At 37.2% G+C, this 21,971-nt stretch carries 21 protein-coding genes; 18 read left to right on the top strand and 3 right to left on the bottom strand.

Annotated elements, in window-relative coordinates:
* Positions 1-281 precede the first annotated feature (281 nt).
* From B5E95_RS10645 to B5E95_RS08560, 14 genes are all read left to right on the top strand, one after another.
* On the top strand, positions 282-422 hold the full coding sequence (locus B5E95_RS10645; protein ID WP_162606885.1) for a hypothetical protein: 141 nt from the start codon (positions 282-284) through the stop codon (positions 420-422).
* Positions 423-436: 14 nt separating this feature from the next.
* Positions 437-1,243, top strand: a complete 807-nt coding sequence (locus B5E95_RS08500) for a DUF1828 domain-containing protein (protein ID WP_087236242.1) — start codon at positions 437-439, stop codon at positions 1,241-1,243.
* 282 nt (positions 1,244-1,525) lie between these two features.
* Positions 1,526-2,410 carry a UTP--glucose-1-phosphate uridylyltransferase GalU gene (gene galU / locus B5E95_RS08505; RefSeq protein WP_087236244.1) on the top strand — a complete coding sequence of 295 codons (885 nt, stop codon included), beginning with the start codon at positions 1,526-1,528 and terminating at the stop codon, positions 2,408-2,410.
* A 169-nt stretch (positions 2,411-2,579) separates the two neighbouring features.
* A complete protein-coding gene (locus B5E95_RS08510; protein WP_239442489.1) occupies positions 2,580-3,050 on the top strand; it encodes a hypothetical protein in 471 nt (156 codons plus the stop codon).
* Between the two features lie 204 nt (positions 3,051-3,254).
* A complete protein-coding gene (locus B5E95_RS08515) occupies positions 3,255-4,241 on the top strand; it encodes an Abi family protein (RefSeq protein ID WP_087236245.1) in 987 nt (328 codons plus the stop codon).
* An 81-nt stretch (positions 4,242-4,322) separates the two neighbouring features.
* Positions 4,323-4,643 (top strand): hypothetical protein, encoded by a 321-nt coding sequence (locus B5E95_RS08520; RefSeq protein WP_087176320.1) that lies wholly within the window; start codon positions 4,323-4,325, stop codon positions 4,641-4,643.
* 410 nt (positions 4,644-5,053) lie between these two features.
* On the top strand, positions 5,054-5,311 hold the full coding sequence (locus tag B5E95_RS08525; RefSeq protein ID WP_087236247.1) for a hypothetical protein: 258 nt from the start codon (positions 5,054-5,056) through the stop codon (positions 5,309-5,311).
* Between the two features lie 317 nt (positions 5,312-5,628).
* A complete protein-coding gene (locus B5E95_RS08530) occupies positions 5,629-7,620 on the top strand; it encodes a glucose PTS transporter subunit IIA (RefSeq protein ID WP_087236249.1) in 1,992 nt (663 codons plus the stop codon).
* A gap of 10 nt (positions 7,621-7,630) precedes the next feature.
* Positions 7,631-8,527 (top strand): N-acetylmuramic acid 6-phosphate etherase, encoded by an 897-nt coding sequence (gene murQ / locus B5E95_RS08535; protein ID WP_023192311.1) that lies wholly within the window; start codon positions 7,631-7,633, stop codon positions 8,525-8,527.
* Between the two features lie 55 nt (positions 8,528-8,582).
* Complete coding sequence (locus tag B5E95_RS08540; protein WP_087176323.1) at positions 8,583-9,644, top strand: DUF871 domain-containing protein; 1,062 nt, start codon at positions 8,583-8,585, stop codon at positions 9,642-9,644.
* A 9-nt stretch (positions 9,645-9,653) separates the two neighbouring features.
* Positions 9,654-10,508, top strand: coding sequence for a MurR/RpiR family transcriptional regulator (locus tag B5E95_RS08545; RefSeq protein WP_087176324.1), 855 nt, complete (start codon positions 9,654-9,656; stop codon positions 10,506-10,508).
* 132 nt (positions 10,509-10,640) lie between these two features.
* Positions 10,641-11,516 carry a UTP--glucose-1-phosphate uridylyltransferase GalU gene (galU, locus tag B5E95_RS08550; RefSeq protein WP_087176325.1) on the top strand — a complete coding sequence of 292 codons (876 nt, stop codon included), beginning with the start codon at positions 10,641-10,643 and terminating at the stop codon, positions 11,514-11,516.
* Between the two features lie 13 nt (positions 11,517-11,529).
* On the top strand, positions 11,530-11,817 hold the full coding sequence (locus B5E95_RS08555) for a serine hydrolase domain-containing protein (protein WP_272867356.1): 288 nt from the start codon (positions 11,530-11,532) through the stop codon (positions 11,815-11,817).
* A gap of 419 nt (positions 11,818-12,236) precedes the next feature.
* Positions 12,237-12,800, top strand: a complete 564-nt coding sequence (locus B5E95_RS08560) for a GNAT family N-acetyltransferase (RefSeq protein WP_025006024.1) — start codon at positions 12,237-12,239, stop codon at positions 12,798-12,800.
* 36 nt (positions 12,801-12,836) lie between these two features.
* Here B5E95_RS08560 and B5E95_RS08565 read toward each other — a convergent pair whose 3' ends face one another.
* Complete coding sequence (locus tag B5E95_RS08565; RefSeq protein WP_087176326.1) at positions 12,837-13,331, bottom strand: transcriptional regulator; 495 nt, start codon at positions 13,329-13,331, stop codon at positions 12,837-12,839.
* 472 nt (positions 13,332-13,803) lie between these two features.
* Complete coding sequence (locus B5E95_RS08570) at positions 13,804-14,652, bottom strand: SEC10/PgrA surface exclusion domain-containing protein (RefSeq protein ID WP_087176327.1); 849 nt, start codon at positions 14,650-14,652, stop codon at positions 13,804-13,806.
* A gap of 701 nt (positions 14,653-15,353) precedes the next feature.
* Here B5E95_RS08570 and B5E95_RS08575 point away from each other — a divergent pair.
* From B5E95_RS08575 to B5E95_RS10730, 4 genes are all read left to right on the top strand, one after another.
* Positions 15,354-16,691 (top strand): family 4 glycosyl hydrolase, encoded by a 1,338-nt coding sequence (locus B5E95_RS08575; protein ID WP_087176328.1) that lies wholly within the window; start codon positions 15,354-15,356, stop codon positions 16,689-16,691.
* Positions 16,692-16,813: 122 nt separating this feature from the next.
* Positions 16,814-17,587: a MurR/RpiR family transcriptional regulator gene (locus B5E95_RS08580; RefSeq protein WP_087236251.1), complete on the top strand. Its 774-nt coding sequence runs from the start codon at positions 16,814-16,816 to the stop codon at positions 17,585-17,587.
* 11 nt (positions 17,588-17,598) lie between these two features.
* Positions 17,599-18,603 (top strand): asparaginase, encoded by a 1,005-nt coding sequence (locus tag B5E95_RS08585; protein WP_025006019.1) that lies wholly within the window; start codon positions 17,599-17,601, stop codon positions 18,601-18,603.
* Between the two features lie 89 nt (positions 18,604-18,692).
* Complete coding sequence (locus tag B5E95_RS10730; RefSeq protein ID WP_087236253.1) at positions 18,693-18,830, top strand: hypothetical protein; 138 nt, start codon at positions 18,693-18,695, stop codon at positions 18,828-18,830.
* 161 nt (positions 18,831-18,991) lie between these two features.
* On the opposite strand, the gene B5E95_RS08600 is transcribed toward B5E95_RS10730, so the two are convergent.
* Positions 18,992-21,637, bottom strand: coding sequence for a calcium-translocating P-type ATPase, PMCA-type (locus tag B5E95_RS08600; RefSeq protein WP_087236255.1), 2,646 nt, complete (start codon positions 21,635-21,637; stop codon positions 18,992-18,994).
* Between the last annotated feature and the right edge of the window lie 334 nt (positions 21,638-21,971).

Here is a 21,971-nt window from a genome sequence, read left to right on the forward strand (position 1 = left end):
TAAATCATTAATTTTGTCTTGATTGAATAGAGCTTGAGCAATATTTTTGGTAAAATCATTCATGAAGGAGTTCCTCTTTCTGTATGTGTTTTTTGTTCAAACCAATCATACGAGAAAGGAACTCCTTTTTCTAATATTTTAAGAAATTAATTTAAGGAATCATTCATCCTTACACAAACTATTTTACAGTCTCTAAAAATGCCGATGGAACAAGAATTAGAGGAAATAGAGTTAATCTTTTTTGCGAGGATGAATTTAACTGCCGCCGAGACGGTCAATATATGCGAGCCTATAAGCTTCCATATAACCAAATTCTAAAAAATCCTCAAAGCTTTTCTGATGCTCTTGAAGAAATGCTAGATTATATTAATATTACTAATAATAAAAAACATAAGTTGGAAATTAATTCAACTTTGTTTTAAGGAAGGTGAAAATTATGACTATCAATACTAATCAAGCACTTGGAAAAATCCAATCCCAATGGACACAATGGATAAAAAATGAAGTTGAATTTAAAGCAATTGATAATCATGATATTCAAGTTCTTACAACTTTTACTGATTATTTTGGAGATGGAATATTATTTAATATTATTGAAAATCAAAATAATAACTTTACCTTAACTGACAAAGGTTATACTCTGTGGAATATGGAAATGAATGGTATTGACTTAACTAAGAAGAATACCACCAGATATAAGTTATTGATTTGGTATCTGAAATCTTTTGATTTTACTCTCTTAAACGGCAGAATCATTAAAGAAAACGTTAAACTAAATAATTTGTCACAATCAATTATTGATTTTATTCAATTGCTTTTAAGAATATCTGATCTGGGAGCAACTAATCGCGCTAATACTAAAGGCATCTTTTTCGATGATGCTAAAAATTATTTTAATAATGACAAAAATATTTTTTACTTTACCACTAATAATATTGCAGTAGGTAAAACTAAACAGCAATACACATTTGAATATAATTTCACACCCAAATTAGGTATGAACAGATTAACAAAGTTGTACAATACTCTCTCTAAAAATTCTATGGAGGCAATTATTGGAATATATAGTGATACTATTGATTATTTAAATGACAATTATCGTAATTCCTCATTTAATATTTTAGTCAATGGAATTTCTAAAGAATCACAGCCATACGCTGATGGTCTAGAGGAACATGATATTAAGGTTATTGATTTTCAAAACAAAGAAGCTGTAACTGAATTTTTTGGTAAAGCTGCTTAAAATCTGATAGAGTAGGGGAGATTAATTTTCACCCCTCTCATTGCACCAGACATATGGTTTCGTATCCAGCGCTGCATTTACAATTATTTACGAATTAACTAATGCTGATCGATTAGAAAATAAAAATGAGCACTAATGAAAAATTCTAGTCTTGTTGATATGAGACTAGAATTTTTATATTCCTACAAATAAACCATCCCCCTAACATGTGCAAATATGACTTTAATAAAAAGCTGGATTTTTAGTATTATTAAGGTGAATGTGTATTACGGGGGATTAATCATGAAGATAAGAAAAGCAATTATTCCTGCTGCAGGGCTCGGAACCCGATTTTTGCCTGCGACTAAGGCTTTGCCTAAAGAAATGCTACCAATTGTTGATAAGCCAACAATTCAATTCATCGTCGAAGAAGCAAAGGCTGCAGGGATTGAAGATATTTTGATCGTAACCGGCAAGAACAAGCGAGCAATTGAGAACCATTTTGACTCAAATCCAGAACTTGAACAAGACTTGGAAGCAACTGGCAAGACCAAGTTATTGAAGTTGACGCAAGACATCACCAACCTCGGGATTAACTTGTACTACACGCGTCAACCACATCCTGCCGGCTTAGGCGATGCCATCTACCGCGCGCGCAGCTTCGTCGGTGAAGAACCTTTTGTCGTTATGCTCGGCGACGACTTGATGCGCGACAAGGTAACGCTGACCAAGCAGCTGATCGATGAGTACGACAAGACGCACGCCTCAACAATTGCCGTGATGAAGGTGCCACACAAGGAAGTATCCAAGTATGGTGTGATTGATCCTAGCAACATGCTGGATAAGGATCTTTACAACGTTAAGAAGTTCGTCGAAAAGCCTGCCGTAGATAAGGCGCCAAGTGACTTCGCCATCATCGGTCGTTATTTGCTTACACCTGAGATTTTTGACATTCTTGAAAAGCAAAAGCCAGGTCGCGGCGGTGAGATTCAATTGACCGACGCTATCGATACCCTGAACCAAACGCAACGCGTATTCGCCCACGTGTACAAGGGCCAACGCTTCGATGTCGGCAACAAGGAAGGCTACCTCGAAACCTCGATACAATATGGTTTGCGCCACCCCGAAACGCGCGACGCTTTGAAAAAGTATATTATTGAGCTCGCGCATGAGTTGGAGAAGAAGTAATAATATAGAAGAAATTAGCACTAGTTTTTGAGGCTGGTGCTTTTTTATGTGGGAATGCATGGAATTTTTCTTGTTTTGGCAAGGTCGATCAGGTTTATACTGAAGATATGTAGTAATAAGGAGAAAAATATGAAGATCAAAGAATTTTGCTTTTTTAGCAGGGATATTGTTGGCTGTTTCCGCAATTTGGGTAACTAATCAACCCGAGCAAGTTAGCGCATCTGTTTTTCAAAAGACCACAGTGCCTAAGAAGTTCCGCGGCACTTGGTATTACTATGTTGGTAATGGAAAAGTTGAGGCCTTCAAGATTACGCGTACCAAGATTAATTTATCCGGCTATGCTGATGGCGGTAAGGCGAGAACTTACAAATTTACTAAACGGGCATATAATGCCAAGGTCAGTTCAACGGTTTCCAGCTCACACCAGTTGATTAGCAGCAAGGGTAATAGAATACGAATGAGCTATCCATGCAGTGAAACAACAGCTGCGTATGTCACTAATAACCGTAAAAAGCTCTATGTATTTGTCACTACTTGGCCGAACACGTATTATAAGAGCAAATCCGCAGCCAGAAAAAACTATAAAGCCGACAGAAGCATGAGCAGAAGAAATAAGCTTTCTAAGTTGGTTTGGGGTTAAGTAGAGGTTTTACAGTGGTTGTAGGACTGAGGAGTTGGATAGTCTGTTTGTCGAATATCTTGATAATTGTAAATAACGCATGTATACTATAGATACTTACAGATCAAGTTTAGAGGCACTAGGAGTAGGTTCTAAACTAAACAAAACCTTGATATAATATTTTTTACGAATATTGTTATCAAGGTTTTTGTTTTGGAGATAGATATGGAAAATAGTGACAGACCCTTTCATACTTTGGAAGAGCAAGTAAATCTTTTAAAAGGAAAAGGAATAATAATTCAAAATGAGGATTATACCAAAAATGAATTGATGAAACGAGGCTATTATAGCTTAATCAATGGTTATAAAAATCTTTTTCTTAAAAAGAATGAACATGGAGTGGCACTTATTCCTCATCAATATATTATTGGAATAAGATTTGAAGACTTTGTAAATCTTTATGAATTTGATAAGAAACTAAGAGCAATTTTATACAATGGATTACTATCATATGAAGCTAGTTTAGGTGCAGAATTAGCATACAGATTTTCTGAGTCTTTTCCAGAAAACTATTCATATTTAGATATTAATAATTTTAATCATGATGAGCATAATACTGTGCAGGTCTTGAAAACCACGAGCTCCTTAGCAAATAAAATAGAGCAGGAGAGTCGTAAAAGAGGAAATAATGCAATAAAACATTATTTAAATCATCACGATTGTATTCCTTTGTGGGTATTGACTGAATTTATGACATTTGGTGATTTGAATTATTTCTATTTAAATTGTAAAGAAGAAATAAGACAAAAAATATCACGAGATTTTACTCAAAGATATAAAATCACTTATAATTTGAGCCAAACAAATGCGATCATGCCAGAAATTATAGAACATATTAATCATATGGTTAATATGTTTAGAAATGCAGTTGCTCATAATGAAATAACATATTCCAAAGTTATAGATAGAGGCCCTAATATGCGGTCTATCAAGAACGTATTAGGACAGAGTGAGTTACCAATTCAAAGTCAACCAGGCGTATTTGAATTAATAATTAGTCTTCGGTTAGTTCTTGATAGAACTGAGTATGTTACTATGAGTGATTCTATAAAGAAATTGTTAACCAATGCTAATAATCAATTTAATTCTCAAATAAATGAGAAAATTTTAAAGTGTATGCACTTTCCTGATGATTATGAGTATTGGATATAAACATAAATGCTAGAAATTAAAACTGATTCTCTGAAGACCGATGTTTTACACAACGTAATTACGTAGAAAAGGGCAAAGCATATGGAAGTATCTGATTATGATTGGAGATTATATAGAAGCTTGCTTCCCAAGTGGCAGGAAAGATATATGGCTAAACTCAACAAAGAATATATTGCTCTCTTAAGTGAAAATGATAATCCTTCGACTAATTTCTGGAAGTTGAAAAAAAGAATCCGTCAGGATGCTAAGTCGCCAGGTGTGGCTATTGATATTAGGCGCAGTGACTTTTTTGTGGAAATTCTAAGTCTAATGAACGCCGGTGTGATTAACAGGGAAGATTTAGCTGATTTTAGTAAGGAAGTAACGAACTGGATAGACCAGATTTTGGAGTGGAATGATTGAGAGTTGAATAGTCCCTTGACACTCATTTTGTTGATTAAAGACTTTAGGAAAAAAGGTATGGTTGTTAAAGGCGACACATTGGAAGGCCGATAGAAGCATGAGTAGGAGAAATCGGCTTTCTAAGTTGGTGTGGGAGTATTAAGAGCTGATAGAATGTGGAAATGGATCACTCTAGATTGATATTTACTAATAAAACCAGTAAAATATCATTAATCTAGTTCATTGATTGCTATGCGATCGTGGGGTATGCCTTCAGGTATATCCCATTTTTGTTTATAGGGATTTTGCTTTAATACCCGGTTTTTATTAAAATATAGAAAGATCAATCCCCTTGCTCTAATGGATACGTCCTATCGCAAGGGTTATTTTTTAACCATAGATAAAAAAGTTAATAGCATGAGGAACGGACGATGAATTCACTCGAATACAAAGGATACAGAGGAACGATTGAGAAGGAAAATGGCATTCTTTTCGGCCATGTTTTGGGCTTCAAGAATACAATTATTTCTTATGAAGGAAATAGTATTGATGAGTTAAAAGACGATTTTCAAAATGGTATCGATGATTACCTAGAAAATCGTCGTATTAATGGCGAAGAACCGGAAAAGGAAAATGATAAATTAGCTAAATCCGAATGGAACAATATTTTTTCCATGGAGTTAGCCTAATACAGGGGGCTAAGAATTAAACCCCTGTATAACTTTGCGTGGGACAGTGGTCCCTTGGCACTCATTTTTTGGTGAGTGTCTTTTTTGTTTTTGAAATCTAATTACAAGCGAACTTTCTATCTTATATGTAACAAAGTTTCACTATACAATAAGATAGCAATTGAAATCTTTTTATAAGAATCAGCTTATTTAACTTTACAAAGCACATGTATGATACTAATATTTAAGTATAGAAAGCGATTACATAAATCTTGCAAGGTCTATAAATGCTTTCAATAATGAAATATTGTTACTTTTTATAGATAGAGGATAACATCATGGAAGAGAGTAAATACCAACGCTTGAGTGATGAAATCTATGTTCAAATAGGTGGCATAGATAATGTTGAATCTCTTATTCACTGCATGACTCGGCTAAGAATTAAAATACGCGATGTGTCAAAAGTGAATATCGCTGCGTTAAAGAAAATCGATGGTGTTTTAGGTGTTGTAGAAGCTGACACTCTTGAGGTTGTTCTTGGCCCAGGTGTTAATACCAAAGTAGCCAAGATTATGAACGATGAAGCAGGAGTTAAGGAAGGCGAGAGCTTCCCAACGAATTCTTATCAAGCTAATAAGAGTGAGGTAGAAAGAAAAGCTGCCGAAGTTCACGCAGCTCATAAGGCTTCTCTTAAGAAGACTTGGTGGAGAGCTGCTTTACAGCATATTTCAGCAATTTTCGTTCCATTAATTCCAGCCTTCGTTGGTGCCGGTTTGATTTCTGGTGTGGCAGGTATTTTAAGAAACATGCTCACCGTAAAGATGTTGCCAGCTTCTTGGAACTTGGGTGTCACCGTCTTATCAATGATCGCAAGTGCGCTTTTTGCCTACTTGAACATTTATGTTGGTATTAATACTGCCAAGGAATTTGGCGCTACACCAGGCTTAGGTGGCATTATCGGTGGTATTGTTTACTTGCCAGGAATTGTCGCTCCGGTAACTATTCCTAACATTTTTGACGGCAAGCCATTGGCTGCTGGCCAAGGTGGTATTATCGGAGTCTTGCTAGGAGTATGGCTATTATCTTATGTTGAAAAATTCTTCCATAAGCATATAGCTGACTCAGTTGATATTATTTTTACACCATTCCTAACTATCCTAATAATGGGGTTATTCACAGTCTTCCTCATTATGCCATTAGCTGGCTGGTTCTCAAACTCACTAGTTGGTGCAATTAACTGGGTACTTAAAGTTGGTGGACCTGTTGCTGGCTTCATCCTCGGACTATTCTTCTTACCAATGGTAATGCTCGGTTTACACCAGATTTTGACACCAATTCACTTGGAAATGATTCAAAAGATGGGCTTTACCCCATTGCTTCCTATCTTAGCTATGGCCGGTGCTGGTCAAGTAGGTGCCGCTATTGCCTTGTGGGTAAGATGTCGTAAGAACAAGCAACTTGTTAACATGATTAAAGGTGCCTTACCTGTTGGTATTCTTGGTGTTGGTGAACCATTGATTTATGGTGTTACTTTGCCATTAGGTCGTCCATTCATCACTGCATGTATTGGTGGTGGTATCGGTGGTGCCGTAGTTGCTGCCTTTGGTCAAGTTGGCGCAATCGCTATCGGTCCTTCAGGTATTGCTTTGATTCCATTAATCGCTAATAACATGTGGTGGGCTTATGTCATTGGACTTTTGTCCGCATATGCTGGTGGTTTTATTGCTACTTACTTCTGGGGTGTTCCAAAGGAAGCTATGCTCCCAGATGGTCAAGAAAGTCCTGTAGTTGCTGAAAGAAGAACAGCCGAAGAAAAGGCTACTAACTTGGATATGAAAGCTTCCAACACAGCTCAAGTTTCTCAACCAGTTACTCAAGATATTGAAGCTCCAGTTTCTGGACAAATTGAAGGTTTGGAAAAAGTTAATGACCAAGTATTTTCACAAAAAATGCTCGGTGAAGGTTTTGCAATTGTCCCATCAAATGGTTCAATTGTTGCCCCAATAGACGGCAAGATAGTCAGCGTTATGTCTACTAAACATGCTTTGACTATGACTTCTGCTAAAGGCAATCTTGAAATTTTAATCCACCTTGGAATTGATACGGTAGAGTTAAAAGGTGAACCTTTTGACATTACTGTTAAAGAAGGCCAAGAAGTTAAAGGCGGTCAAAGTCTTGGAACAATGGATATTGATCAGATCAAGAAAGCAGGGAAAGACCCAGTTGTAATAATGACCGTAACTAACAAAGAAACTGTTAAGGACATGAAATTATTGCAGTCTGGAGAAGTTAAAGCAGGTGCTCCTGTTCTTGAAGTTACCAGTAAGTGAGGAAAGCAAAATGGCAATAAAAGATTTAACTACTGAGCAACGTAATCCTGCCTCCATGCATATTGACACTGTTTCTACTGCAGAAATGGTCAAAATTATGAATGAAGAGGATAAAAAAGTTGCCATCGCTGTTGGTACTCAAGATGCTCAGATAGCAAAAGCAATTGATGGAGCGGCTGAACGTTACAAAAAAGGCGGTCGTTTAGTTTATATCGGTGCCGGTACAAGTGGAAGATTAGGCGTCTTAGATGCAGCTGAATTGGTACCGACTTACGGAATTAAACCTGAAAGAGCCATTGGTTTAATTGCTGGTGGCCAAGGTGCAATGTACAAGGCCGTTGAAGGTGCTGAAGATGACACTGATTTAGGTGCAAAAGATCTGAAAAAGTTAAATCTGAATGAAAAAGACACGGTTTTAGGTATAGCTGCTAGCGGCCGTACTCCTTACGTAATTGGCGGCCTTGAGTATGCTAACAAAGTTGGTGCGCTCACTATTTCAATCGCCTGCGTTAAAGATTCTGAAATTGGTAAACATGCTAATATTGCAATTGAAGCTGTAGTTGGTCCTGAGATTGTCACTGGTTCTACTCGTATGAAGGCAGGAACCGCACAAAAGATGATCCTGAACATGATTTCTACTGGGGTCATGATTAGGCAAGGGAAGGTTTTTGAGAATGTCATGATCGATGTATTACCAACAAATTCAAAATTGGTTGACCGAGCAGGACGAATTATTTCAGCCGTCACAGCTGCAACGCAAGAGCAAGCTTTGGAGGCATTAAAGAAAGCAGACAATGATGTCCCTCTTGCCATTACGATGATTAAGACTAAAACTGATAAAGCTGCAGCTCAAAAGCTACTTGAACAATATAATGGCAATGTTAGTGAAGTTATCAAGAATAACTAAAATAAAGCCAAAAAGTGATACGCTTTTTGGCTTTGTTTTTTAGAAAGAATAAGTTATGTTAGGATTCTCGCTTTATTTAAATGAAGATATTACCCCAGCGACTGAACAATATATCAATCATTTGAAGAAATATGGTTTTAATGGGATTTTTACCTCAGTACACATCCCTGAAGAAGATTCTCAGAAATATCGAGCAAGATTGCTTAGTTTGGGCAATTTAGCTAAGAAGAATAATTTAGATGTAATGGTTGATATCGATCAGGCTAGCTTAGAGAAATTGAATATTTCGTTGAGCAGCTTAGATTCTTTGAAAGAGCAAGGAATTACCGGACTAAGAATTGATGATCGATTGGCACCTGAACAGATAGCTGATTTATCACAGAAGATCGAAATTGGCATAAACGGCAGCACTTTTACAGAAGAAGAACTAAAGCAACTAGTTGCCTTTGATGCAAAAATGGAGAGTATACAAGCTTGGTTCAACTTTTATCCTTGCCCTGATACCGGAATTAGTCGTCAATTTTTAGCCGAGCAAACAAAAATGTTTAAGCATTACGGCATGAATGTTCAGGCATTTTTTGCTGGGGATGAAAATCTCCGTGGACCATTACATGAAGGTTTACCGACACTAGAATATCAGAGGTATTATGACCCTTTAGCTAGCATTCTAGAATTGAAAGAATTAGGAATCGATTTGCTTTATTTAGGTGATCCCGGCATTAGTGAACGGTCGCTTAACCAAATTAAAACCTATCAAGATGAAGATAGTCTTGTTCTTTATACAGAAAGAGCAGAAAATGCTTCTGAAGAAATGTACAATTATATCCTGGGAAAACATAATCAACGCCCTGATCCGGCTGAATATGTGGTACGTTGCGAGGATTCGCGAATGCACAGTGTGCCAATGATTACTCCAGAGAATACGATTTTAAGGGAAAAAGGAAGCATCACTTTAAATAATCATCTTTATCAGCGATACACAGGAGAAATTCAGTTGGTTAAAGATACGCTTCCTATGAATAAGAGAGTAAATGTAGTTGGAAGAGTTACCGACGGTTCTCTTCCTTTAGTAAATTTGATTCAGCCAAGTCAGGAGTTTTATTTATATGAAAAGTAGTGAATAACTATGCGAAACATTTTTTCGATAATCAATGGTAAGAAAGCGCAATTGCCTAAAAAAGAGCAACTTTTAGGGGAGTATATCATTGCTAATCCAGAAAGTGTTATTTCTTCCTCAATTCAAAAGCTTTCTAAAGATACCGGGATTAGTACTGCGACTATTGTGCGATTTTGCCGAGAGATTGGTACTAATGGCTTTGGCGATCTAAAGCTGCAGCTGGTTGCCGCCAGATCAAGTGCAAGCAATAATGATTATCATGAATTCGATGCAGGAGAAGGCATCGCTGCAATCAAGAATACAATGGCCGCTCGTTTTAAGAGCGTGATTGAAGCTACACAAGGTGGGCTGAATGATCCAAGTGTGGAAAAAGCTATTCAAAAAATCAACACTTCCGCTTCGATTCTAGTCTATGGAGCCGCTGCTTCTGGTCTAGTAGCCAATGACATGTGCCAAAAGTTTATGCGAATCGGCAAAAATATCAGCTATATGCCGGATTTTCACGTTACTTTAGCCAAGTTGGCCTCATTTACAGTAAACGATTTGTTAGTTTTGATTAGTAACGATGGTAAAACTACGGAAATTAGTGATTTGCTAAAAGTCGCTGATGAATTTGGCATCCCCACGCTTCTTTTAACGGCTAATCCGAGGGCATCAATTGCCAAAAAAGTAGATTTGGTTTTATTAACTCAAGATATTGGGGAGCCGGCCATTAGATCCGGAGCTACAACTTCTTTGATCAGCCAACTTTTTGTGGTGGATGTGCTTGTTTTCTCATATTTATCAACCCACACCGATGAAGTTCTCAAGAATTTGAAGAAGTCCAATCAGGCTACGGATATTCATAAAAATAAGAGAAAGTAGTTAAAGCAAGATTTAATTCATTTGCAAGTAAACGTACACCGTTAACATGTGCAAATATGACTTTAACAAATGACGAAAACTCATTATATTTTAGGCAATAATATAGCTATTTATATATTAGGGGATTAAATCATGAAAGTAAGAAAAGCGATTATCCCTGCAGCAGGATTGGGTACTAGATTTTTGCCAGCAACTAAGGCATTGCCTAAGGAAATGTTGCCAATTGTTGACAAGCCAACCATTCAATTTATCGTTGAAGAAGCTAAGGCTTCAGGAATCGAAGATATTTTAATCGTTACCGGTAAAAACAAGCGTGCGATTGAAAACCACTTTGACTCTAATCCTGAATTGGAGCAAGACTTGGAAAAGACCGGTAAGTCTGGTTTGCTCAAGTTAACCCAAGAAATTACTGATTTGGGCGTGAACTTGTACTACACTCGTCAACCACACCCAGCTGGCTTGGGGGATGCAGTCTACCGCGCACGTAGCTTCGTAGCTGGTGAACCATTCGTGATTATGCTTGGCGACGACTTGATGAAGGACAAGGTGCCTTTGACTAAGCAATTGATCAACGATTACGACAAGACTCACGCATCAACCATTGCCGTTATGAAGGTGCCACACAAGGAAGTTTCCAAGTATGGTGTAATTGCACCGGATGGCAATATCGCACCTGATTTATACAATGTTAAAAACTTTGTGGAAAAGCCAGCTGTTGACAAGGCTCCAAGTGATTTGGCAATTATCGGTCGTTACTTATTGACACCTGAAATTTTCGACATTCTGGAACACCAAAAGCCAGGTCGTGGCGGCGAAATTCAATTAACTGACGCCATTGATACCATGAACAAGACTCAACGTGTATTTGCCCATGTATTTAAGGGCGAACGCTTTGATGTTGGTAATAAAGAAGGTTATCTTGAAACTTCAATTCAATATGGTTTAACTCACCCAGAGACACGCGATGCTCTTCGTAAGTACATCAAGGAATTAGGTAAGAAATTATAAAAATAAACAACGAATATGGCAGTATACAACGGTAGGCAACGCGAATTCCGCTTATTTAATTAATTCCGTGCAAAAGGAATTAACGGCAGGAATGATTATGCTGGCAGTGAGTGAGAACAAGCTTAGCTTAGATGATAAAGTAAATAAATTTTATCCCAATGTTCCAAATGGTCAGAATATTAGTGTGTTGAATTTGCTGGAGATGACTAGTGGCCTGGATCCTGCTGGTCCGATGGGAGATGCGCCGTATAATAATGACGATGCCAATGCGCAGAAGATGATTCAAGGCACGCATTTCTAAAGATGGGCAAAATGCAGTGATTTTGCAAAGTACAGATAGCAGTCGGTATGGCGATTTGAGTAATAGCGCTGATAAAATTTATGCGGCTTTATTTGGAAAATAAGATTAAAACCAAAAGCGAGGACTACCATTGTAATCCTCGTCTTTTTGTATCCAAGACACGAATCAAACGCCTTTTACGCATGACTCCTGGCTTGATGGGTGTCTTTAGATGTGTGGTATTTTATATTTTCATTGAAGGAAAACCAATCAATTTCAGTATTTGATATCACAACAACACCTCATTTCTAAAATATATATTAAAGTAAGCGCTTACTTTATCTACTTATAATATACCATATAAGTTTCAAAAATGATAGTTTTTGTTTTAACGAAAATTAGGCTTATACTTATAGTAAAAAGCATGAAAGGGAAGAATAATGATTAGAAGAGCGAGAAAAACAGATTTTCCATTTGTATATCCAATTTTGAAGCAGATTTTTGATGAAATGCAGATGGAGACGATTGAAAAGTTACCAGAGGATCAATTTTATAGTTTGATGAAATTAGGTTTTATCTCAGAGGATTACCGCTACTCATACCGCCGTATCTGGGTAAGTGAGAAAGCGGGTAAAGTAGTCGGTATTCTTGATATGTACCCATACAAGGATCAAAAGATTATTGATATAGTCTTGCGTCATGATTATGCAAAAACAGGCTTGCCAATCTCAACGGTGATCTTTTCAGATCAAGAAGCTTGGCCACATGAATGGTATATTGATGCCTTAGCGGTTGACCCTGATCATTGGGGAGAAAAGATTGCTAGTCACTTGCTTGATGAAGCTGAAAAAGTTGCGGCTAAGCAGGGCTATCATATTTTGAGTTTAAATGTTGATCAAGAAAATCCACGTGCGCAACGATTATATGAGCACAAGGGCTATCAAACTGAAAAGACAATGACAATTGGGGATCGGACATACGATCACATGATTAAACGCATATAATAAAAAATACTGCCAGCTATGAGCTAGCAGCGTTTTTTATTTAGGCAGAATGATTTCTACATCAGTGTAAACGTCAAGGACTTGAGCATCGCAGCCGTGATCGATCCAATTAGTGATGTGGGCAAGAAGAACGTTAGTCATGCTCTTAATATGTTTATTGGAATAATCGCTATTGAAAAGGTGCTTTTGCATCTCTGTAAAAAGTGTGCGATTAATTTGAGTGCAGATATGATTAGTGTGCTTTTTTCGAGTTAGACGATAAATGTTAGTGTAGAAAAGACGATCATTGCCAATTTGTCTAAGAAAGGCGAAGACCAATTGATTCGATTGGCAATCACCATATTCACGGAAATGGTTTCTAATTTCTGCTTGAATACTTTTACAAAATAAATCGGTTAATCCAGTATAAGTATTATAAAAGACGCCGCGGCTCATGCCAGTAGCCTTGCAAAATTGGGTAACAGAGTATTTGGTAATAATACCTCTAGTTAATTCCTCGCGTAAAATCTCGTAAGTTGTATGTTTTCTCATTCCATTCATCCCTTTCAATGACAACTCCAAGTAAGTTCAAAGATTTTGTTTAAATTTTATTTTTATAAAATATACCAAGCCTACATAAATATAGCAATAGCCATTTTTGATAATAATTGGTTTATGGCTTGATGTAAGCATAGTTCAAGCAGGTTATATATAAATAGATATTTCAAAAAAATTTTTATAAAATAAAAAAACAAAAACTAGAATTTAAAACTTATAATTGCTGAAGGTGCTTGAAACGTTGATATAACAACATTCTTGCCGAAAATACGATGAGAATAGGCTTTTAAGTACTTACTTTTAATTATTAATCTTGCCTAATATAGAACACAAAAAGGTCAAATTGTCTGAAAACCAGAGCAATTTGGCCTTTTTAAGTAAATTAAAAGAGTTCAAACAGGTGACTAAACCTTTTTGAACTCTTGGATTAGGAAACTTTATTAAGTTTTAAACTACAACGTCAATATTAACGATTAAATTTCTTGTAGTTTTGGATGTAACGCTTAGCAACGCCCATCATGTGAACACTAATCTTGCTTGAATCGCCTCTTAAACCACTGAAGCTAATGCCAAAGTATTTAGTCTTAGCATCGTAGTGCTCAGTACGACAACCAAGCAAGTCGCCAGCGTGTTCCCATTCAGTGTATCTTGAAGAATCATTCATTTGACTGTATGAGCCATAGAAACCACCGAAAAGCATTTGCTTAACGTTGAAGTAAATTTGGTTCTTCAGTGCTGACATGGTACGCATATTAGTGTTGTAAGTTGAAGAAATAGGTAAGGCTGCTTCGTCTTCGTAGACTTGACCTACTCTTGAGTTAAGACCAGAAGCCTTAGCTGCACGCTCGATACCAGGTACATAGTGGTCTGCATCCCAACAAGACTTGTTGTGTGAGTAGTATTGGTCAGCTACACGATCTGCAAAGTGCAAAGCACCAGCCTTGTAAGTCCAAGACTTCTTGCCAAGTTGATGACGAGCAGAGTTAATCAAGCTTAAAGTGTACTTACTCAATTCAACCTTTTGGCTGTGGCTTAAGTTAGTTACGTTAACTAAGGTATCGTCAGAACCAGCACCACTGTCCGTGTTTTCTATCATGCCTTTCTTTGAGGCATTGATTAAAGCCTTGCTTGCTCTACCAGTTTGGTTCCATTTAATAATGGCACTCTTAGTATAACCAGAAGGCAAAGTAATAGAAGCAGCTTCAACAGTTGAATTTGCTGCAGTCTCTACATTATTGTTTAAAGCGGTAATAGTGCCACCAGCTAAAGCAGCGGCAATACTAATGATTGATAAAAGTTTAACATTCTTTCTCATTTTCCTAATCCCCTATTTATTAAAAAGTTAATCTCTATCAAAAATTCCCAAAAATATGAAAATTCAAAGCTCAAGAAGTAGTCAATTTCTTGAGTCCCGCTATAAGTCTCTTCAAGTAATAGACTAACAGGAATAAAACCAAAGTCTATATGTGAAAATATTTAATAACAAAAGACAATAATATACGTATATATATATGGAGGGGAATAGCGCTAGAAACGCTGGTAGCATGCTGCTTGAGGGCGATGAGGATATTAAGTTGCACACTTATTAAATAATGTAAAAAAAGTTTTTAAAAAATAAGAATATATAATTTTTTATATTAATATAACCTTAGTTATATTAATATAGTAGTATTTTTTAAAAGAGCAAATGCCATTATATCGGGGATTAAAGGCAATTTTGTGTAAATAGTGCAGGTTTATATAGTAGAAAAATAAAATAAATAAAAATTGATATTTTTTAAGCTTGTTATGATAACAAGTATATATAAGATATAATTTAATGGAAAAACTATATTGGTATAGTAATGTAAAGATTGAAATATATTTCGAGATCTAAAATGAGGTTCAAGTCCTGAAACAAAGTCTGAAGCCAATGAAAACGAATACAAGCTAGAAGAAAAATGTTATAAATATATGCGTAAGGTAATTAAACAATTCGAAAAGATATCAACTTACTAAAAAGGAGAATAAAGAACTATGGATGGTAAGAAATATTCAGTAGTTATTGCCGGTGGTGGTAGTACTTTTACACCGGGATTTGTACTCGACTTAATCAAGAGCCAAGACAAGTTCCCAATGAGACAATTGAAGTTCTACGATAACGATGCAGAACGTCAAAAGAAGATTGGTGAAGCTGTTAAGATTATCATGAAGGAAAGAGCTCCACAAATTAAGTTCTCATACACCACTGATCCTAAGGAAGCCTTTACTGACGTTGACTTCGTAATGGGTTCAATTCGTGTTGGTAAATACCACATGAGAAGTTTAGATGAAAAGATTCCATTAAAATATGGTGTAAATGGTCAGGAAACTACAGGACCCGGAGGTATGGCTTATGGTCTTCGTTCAATTCCTGCAATCATTCAAATTATTGACTGGATGCAAGAATACTCACCAAACGCTTGGATGATCAACTACTCCAACACTATTGCGATTGTTGCTGAGGCTTGCCGTCGTCTTCGTCCAAATGCAAAAATTATCAACATTTGTGATATGCCTATTGATGACATGGACAGAATGGCAGCTATCTGCGGTCTTGACAGCTGGCACGACATTGACTTCAACTACTACGGCTTGAACCACTTCGGCTGGTGGAAAGAAGTTAGAAACAAGAAGACCGGCGAAGACTTAATGCCTAAGCTTAAGGAATACGTTAAGGATCACGGTTACTGGGTAGGCGGCGACTACGACAAGGACACTGAAGCTTCATGGGAAGCTACCTTTAAGAAGGTTGCTGACGACTACAAGATGGATCCAGAAACCTTGCCAAACAACTACATGCAATACTACTACTTCCCACAATATGAAGTAGCAAACGCCGATCCAAAGCACACTCGTACTGATGAAATTCGTGAACACCGTCAAAAGATTGTCTTCGGTGAATGTGAAAGAATCGTTAAGGCAGGTACTGCTAAGAATAATATTTGGGACATTTCAGGGTTGCACTCAGAATATATCGTAGATATTATTCACGCTATTGCCTACAACACTCACGAGAAGTTCTTAGCTAACTGCGAAAACAACGGTGCTATTTCAAACATGGATCCAGATTCAATCGTTGAAGTTCCAGCATTGTTTGGTGCTGATGGTATTCAACCAATGGCAACTGGTAAGGCTGGCCGCTTCCAAAGAGGTTTGATGATGGAACAACAAACCTGTGAAAAATTGGTTGTTGATGCTTATGTAGAGCACTCATACCAAAAGATGCTCCAAGCCTTTGCTTTGAACAAGACTGTTCCAGATGCATCTGTAGCTAAGAAGATCTTGGATGACATGATTCCAGTTAACGCTCCATATTGGCCAGAACTTAAATAACAATTTTAAAAGTCATAACAAATAAGAAGAAGGTAACTATTCTATAATTGAATAGCTACCTTTTTTGTGCTGATCATGATATTCTGAACTTGATATAAAGTTATGGCAGAAAGGACATAGAGATGGATTTAGAAACAGTAGTAATGAAGAAAAAAGAAAGCTTCAATGATACTGATAAGGCAATAGTCAGTTATTTGCTCAAGTATCCCAAGGAAGCTAGTAAGTTGAGCTTAATGGAATTAGCGCAGAAATTATATGTTTCTAAATCTGCTATTTTTCGTTTGAGTAAAAAATTAGGCTTGAGCGGTTTTAGTGAACTTAAATTTGAATTGTCTGAATTGATTGCGAGAAAAGAGCAATATGCTAAGCATGCACAAGAATTGCAATTTGACGATAATCTGCAGAAAATAATCAATGACACCTTTAAATATTTTAAGGGATTGGATTTGCATAACTTATGTGCGGATTTAGATCAAGCAGGAACTATCTATATTTATTCGACGGGATGGCAACAGCAGATTATTGCGGAGTATTTGGCTCATTCTTTTTACTTAATAGGTAAAAATGCGATTATTTTACCAGGTGCGCGTGATGAAGTTTCAATGCTGGGTCAAGCTGCCAAAGAAAATGATATGTTGTTTGTAATTTCATTTGGTGGTTTTAATAAGACAATTATTGAAGAATTGAAGAAAATCGATGTTATTAATAATAAGTTAAAGCTAGTTTCTTTAACAAGCTGGCAGCCGGGAAAATTAGCTTCTCTTAGTGATTACAGCTTCTTTTTCAAGACTACGCCATTTCAGTTTAGTAAAAAGGTCGTGACTTTCAGTTCAGCCTATGTTCTAATTGATCTAATCATTAATGAATATGCAAAACGGCGTAAATTGCAAAGGTAGAGGAAATAAAGATGGAAAAAAAGAAGTTATTATTGCTTTCAACTGGTGGGACGATTGCATCAGTTGCATCTAATGCAGGGTTAGTACCTAAAGAAACTGGCGAAGAATTGATTAAAATGCTGGGTAAATTACCGTATGATATCGACGTTCACGATATTTTGCAGCTCGACTCTTCTAATATTCAACCAGAAGAATGGAAATTTATTGCGGAAAATATTTATAAATATCGTAATGACTATGATGGAATCGTGGTTTCACACGGTACCGATACAATGGCTTATACTGCTTCAATGTTAACCTTTATGTTGAAGAATATTAATATTCCAGTGGTTTTAACTGGAAGCCAGGTACCTATCAATGTTGTCTTAAGTGATGCCCACGATAATTTGCGTTTAGCTTTTGCAGCAGCGGCTACTTGTCCACCCGATATTTATTTAGCCTTCCATAATAAAATTATGTTGGGCTGCAGAGCCGTTAAGGTTAGAACGACTAACTTTGATGCTTTTGAAAGTGTTAACGTTCCGCCTGTTGCAACCGTTTCTTCAGATGGCTTGGTCTTCAATCCTGATTACACACCCAAGAAAAAAACGGGTGAGACTTGCTTGAATACCAAGATTGACTCTAATGTTTCTTTAGTTAAATTATTCCCAGGCTTTGATCCTGATTTACTTTTTGCGATGGTAGATAGTGGCTGCCAAGGAATTGTTATTGAAGCCTATGGTTTAGGTGGGATGAACTTTATTCGCCGTAACATGGTGGCCGCAATTGGTAAGTTGATCAGACAGGGCATCCCTGTAATTGCCAGCAGCCAATGTTTATATGAACGTAGTGACCTAACTAAGTATGAAGTAGGACGCGAAGCCTTGTTAGAAGGTGCGATCAGTGCGTGCGACATGACTTCTGAGAGTGCCATTACCAAGTTGATGTGGGCACTAGGCCAGGACATGAACGTCCATGAAGTGGCAGATTTCTTTAATACAGATGTGGCCGGGGAAGTAACTCTTAAGACTAACTAAAGAATGTTACAATTTAGTTAAATGTAAGCGCAGACAACACTAATAGATCGATACTTTTTGTATAATATAGCAAAAAGGAGTGCACACATATGAAAAGTAAACTATTAGAAAAAGTCTGGCTTACTTTAGCGGCATTAGGAATTGGGGTATCTCTTTTTGCTAATAATTCAAATCAGCTGATTGAGTCTAATGCGCAAACATTTTCTAGTGCAATCGTTAAAAAGTAAACTATGAAAAGACTAAGCTAATCTTGCATACTTGTAAGCAAGTCTTAAAGCTGCGTAAAGAACATGAGCGTTTAACGCCAGAGCAAGACAGCTTACTTAAAGATATTGAAGAATTAAATTAAGCGTATGAAAAAAGGATCCTACATAAGGATCCTTTATTTTTATTCTTCAATTAATTGTTTTTTGTTTGAATTAGTTCTTAGCTTCTTAAATCCTTTGAAAATTTCAACTTGTACAATTGAAAGCAAGGATAAGGCGATGACAACTAACCATTGACCAGCTGAAAGATTAGTAATGTAGAATACTTTTCGTAAAGTTGGAACAAATAGGATCAAGCCCATGAAAAATGCGGAAACAATGAATGAAAATATCAACCACATATTCATACCGGTAGCTCTCTTCCAGATAGGATCGGTGTTAGAGTGCTGGTTAAAGGCTCTCAACATTTGTGATAAAGCCAATACGCTGAAGGCCATTGTTTGACCAGTGATTGGATTATCAATGCTTGCACCAATGAAGTAAGCAATTAAAGTCATCAGCGCAACGAAGATTCCCTGAGTAACCACGCGCCACACAAGATCTTTTTCAAAAAGAGTACCTGGATTTACGGGCTTATGTTTCATAATGTTTTTGCTTGCAGGGTCAACGCCTAAAGCAAGAGCAGGTAGAGTAGCAGTGGCTAAGTTTACCCACAGGATATGCACAGCTAATAATGGTGCATCCCAGTTAAATAATGTCGCAACAAACAAAGTAGTAATTTCAGCAATATTACCAACTAACAAGAATTGGATTACTTTTTGAATGTTACGGTAAACGCGACGACCTTCTTTGATTGCGTAAGCAATAGTAGTAAAACTGTCATCTAAAAGTACCATATCAGCCACGTCTTTGGCTACGTCGGTACCGGTAACACCCATGGCTACACCGATATCGGCAGCCTTTAAAGCAGGTGAGTCGTTAACACCATCACCAGTCATTGCCGTTACTTCACCGTTACGCTTCAAGCTTTGAATAATTCTTAACTTATCGGTAGGTGAAACGCGGGCAAACACAGTCGTCTTTTTAACCGCTTGATCAAGTTCGTCGTCAGACATTTGATCAAGTTCAATGCCAGATATAGCCAAGTCACCGTTTTGGTAAATATTGAGCTTTTTAGCAATAGCTAAAGCAGTAATCTTGTGGTCACCAGTAATCATAATGGTTCTAATGCCGGCCTGACGACAAGTCTTAACCGATTCCGCCACTTCTTCACGAGGTGGGTCGATCATACCGCTGATACCAATGAAAGTTAAATTATTTTCTAAATCGGTTCCTTCACTTGGCAAGTTATCCACAGCTCTTGTGGCAAAACCTAGTACGCGTAATGCTTCGTTAGACATGTTTTGCATCAAGTTCAAGATTCGTTTTTTATCATTAGTCGTAATTGGACGAACGCCATTATCAGTCATGATGTGATTACATAACGGTAACATTTCGTCTACTGCACCCTTAGTAAAGGAAACATATTGACCATTAATTTTATGCAAGGTGGTCATTCGTTTTCTATCTGAATCAAAAGGTTGTTCAAATAGACGGGGATGAGCCTTTTTTAATTCTGTTTGGTTGAAGCCTAATTTTTTAGCAAAAGGAATCAAAGCAACCTCGGTAGGATCACCGATCGCCTCGTTATCCTTCAAGCTGGCGTCGTTACAAAGGGCACCAGCATAGGCTAACGCTTGGTAAACCTTATTAGGTTTAATATCTTTAACATCAATTTCATTGAAGTCGCCAGCAGCTGTTTTAGTAACTGTCATCTTATTTAAAGTTAAAGTACCGGTTTTATCGGAACAAATGACAGTAGCGTTACCCAAGGTTTCCACAGCTGGTAATTTCTTAATCAAAGCATTCTTTTTTACCATGCGCTTAACGCCAAGGGCCATCACAATTGTAGCTGTGGCAGGCAAACCTTCAGGAATAATGGAGATTGCTAACGAAATAGCGATTAAAAATTGGGGTAAAAGCGGTTTTTGGTACATTGCACCAATGATAAATACCAAGATGCAGACAAAAATACCAATGATTGTTAAAATTTTACCAACGCTAGTTAATTTACGTTTTAATGGCGTTTCAATTTCAGTTTGATCTTCTAGCATGCCGGCAATGGCACCCATTTCGGTGTTCATACCTGTAGTGGTCACGACACCTAGTCCGCGTCCGTAGGTAACAATTGAAGAGCTGAAAGCCATATTGATGCGGTCACCAAGACTGCAGTCCTTAGCTAAAACAGTATCTGCATCTTTTTCCACAGGTACGGATTCACCTGTGAGGGATGCTTCCTGAATCTTTAGGTTGGCGGATTCGAGAAGACGCATGTCTGCTGGAACCATGTCACCGTCGTGCAAGTTGACAATATCACCGACTACTAATTCTTTAGCGGGGATTAGTTGCTCCTTGCCGGCGCGAATAACATGAGCCATGGGAGCACTCATATCCCGCAAAGCAGCTAAGGATGATTGAGCTTTCTTTTCCTGCACAATACCAATAATAGTATTGATGACCACGATCATAGCAATGATGATCGCTTCAGTATATTCATGAAAAAGAGCTGAAAAGAAGGCTGCGCCGATTAGAATCATGATCATTGGATCAATGATTTGCTCTTTGATCATTTGCAAGGTGGTTTTAGGAGGCTTAGCAGCAAGTTCGTTTAAACCATCTTTTTGACGTATTCGAACTGCGTCATCGCTTAAGCCGGCTTCTGATGTATTTGTCTCTGTTAGTACCTCAGACTGAGTAACAGCCCAAGGCTTTTGTATGTGATTATCCATAAAGGACATATCACTCCTTTCGTCAAAAATAGAGAATGGCCTTTAACAAAGCCATTCCCCATTTGAGAAACTTCTTCAGTTTTCATTTGTGTATTGGCAGCGTCATTGGCGCCTCTCAATATATAAATCGTTATAAGAAATAATATCAGTAAAGTGACGCGATGTCAATAAGCGATAAATATTATTTTTTGGTTATCATTAGTAAAGAAAAAGTTGATTTTTTTAATGAAAAACGCCCGAAAATCCCCGTATTTTAATGCGGGGATGGATAGGGCCAAGCTGACCTAGCAGTCAGCTTTTTTTATTCTAAAAATAGAGACATACGTTCGACTTC

It is taken from the genome of Lactobacillus gallinarum, assembly GCF_002160635.1.
Lineage (GTDB): Bacteria > Bacillota > Bacilli > Lactobacillales > Lactobacillaceae > Lactobacillus > Lactobacillus gallinarum.

What these genes read in the sequence shown, in the direction of transcription:
- B5E95_RS10645 (WP_162606885.1), top strand. Translation starts at nt 282, where the DNA reads ATGCGAGCCTATAAGCTTCCATATAACCAAATTCTAAAAAATCCTCAA.
- B5E95_RS08500 (WP_087236242.1), top strand. Translation starts at nt 437, where the DNA reads ATGACTATCAATACTAATCAAGCACTTGGAAAAATCCAATCCCAATGG.
- galU (WP_087236244.1), top strand. Translation starts at nt 1,526, where the DNA reads ATGAAGATAAGAAAAGCAATTATTCCTGCTGCAGGGCTCGGAACCCGA.
- B5E95_RS08515 (WP_087236245.1), top strand. Translation starts at nt 3,255, where the DNA reads ATGGAAAATAGTGACAGACCCTTTCATACTTTGGAAGAGCAAGTAAAT.
- B5E95_RS08520 (WP_087176320.1), top strand. Translation starts at nt 4,323, where the DNA reads ATGGAAGTATCTGATTATGATTGGAGATTATATAGAAGCTTGCTTCCC.
- B5E95_RS08525 (WP_087236247.1), top strand. Translation starts at nt 5,054, where the DNA reads ATGAATTCACTCGAATACAAAGGATACAGAGGAACGATTGAGAAGGAA.
- B5E95_RS08530 (WP_087236249.1), top strand. Translation starts at nt 5,629, where the DNA reads ATGGAAGAGAGTAAATACCAACGCTTGAGTGATGAAATCTATGTTCAA.
- murQ (WP_023192311.1), top strand. Translation starts at nt 7,631, where the DNA reads ATGGCAATAAAAGATTTAACTACTGAGCAACGTAATCCTGCCTCCATG.
- B5E95_RS08540 (WP_087176323.1), top strand. Translation starts at nt 8,583, where the DNA reads ATGTTAGGATTCTCGCTTTATTTAAATGAAGATATTACCCCAGCGACT.
- B5E95_RS08545 (WP_087176324.1), top strand. Translation starts at nt 9,654, where the DNA reads ATGCGAAACATTTTTTCGATAATCAATGGTAAGAAAGCGCAATTGCCT.
- galU (WP_087176325.1), top strand. Translation starts at nt 10,641, where the DNA reads ATGAAAGTAAGAAAAGCGATTATCCCTGCAGCAGGATTGGGTACTAGA.
- B5E95_RS08560 (WP_025006024.1), top strand. Translation starts at nt 12,237, where the DNA reads ATGATTAGAAGAGCGAGAAAAACAGATTTTCCATTTGTATATCCAATT.
- B5E95_RS08565 (WP_087176326.1), bottom strand. Translation starts at nt 13,331, where the DNA reads ATGAGAAAACATACAACTTACGAGATTTTACGCGAGGAATTAACTAGA.
- B5E95_RS08570 (WP_087176327.1), bottom strand. Translation starts at nt 14,652, where the DNA reads ATGAGAAAGAATGTTAAACTTTTATCAATCATTAGTATTGCCGCTGCT.
- B5E95_RS08575 (WP_087176328.1), top strand. Translation starts at nt 15,354, where the DNA reads ATGGATGGTAAGAAATATTCAGTAGTTATTGCCGGTGGTGGTAGTACT.
- B5E95_RS08580 (WP_087236251.1), top strand. Translation starts at nt 16,814, where the DNA reads ATGGATTTAGAAACAGTAGTAATGAAGAAAAAAGAAAGCTTCAATGAT.
- B5E95_RS08585 (WP_025006019.1), top strand. Translation starts at nt 17,599, where the DNA reads ATGGAAAAAAAGAAGTTATTATTGCTTTCAACTGGTGGGACGATTGCA.
- B5E95_RS10730 (WP_087236253.1), top strand. Translation starts at nt 18,693, where the DNA reads ATGAAAAGTAAACTATTAGAAAAAGTCTGGCTTACTTTAGCGGCATTA.
- B5E95_RS08600 (WP_087236255.1), bottom strand. Translation starts at nt 21,637, where the DNA reads ATGGATAATCACATACAAAAGCCTTGGGCTGTTACTCAGTCTGAGGTA.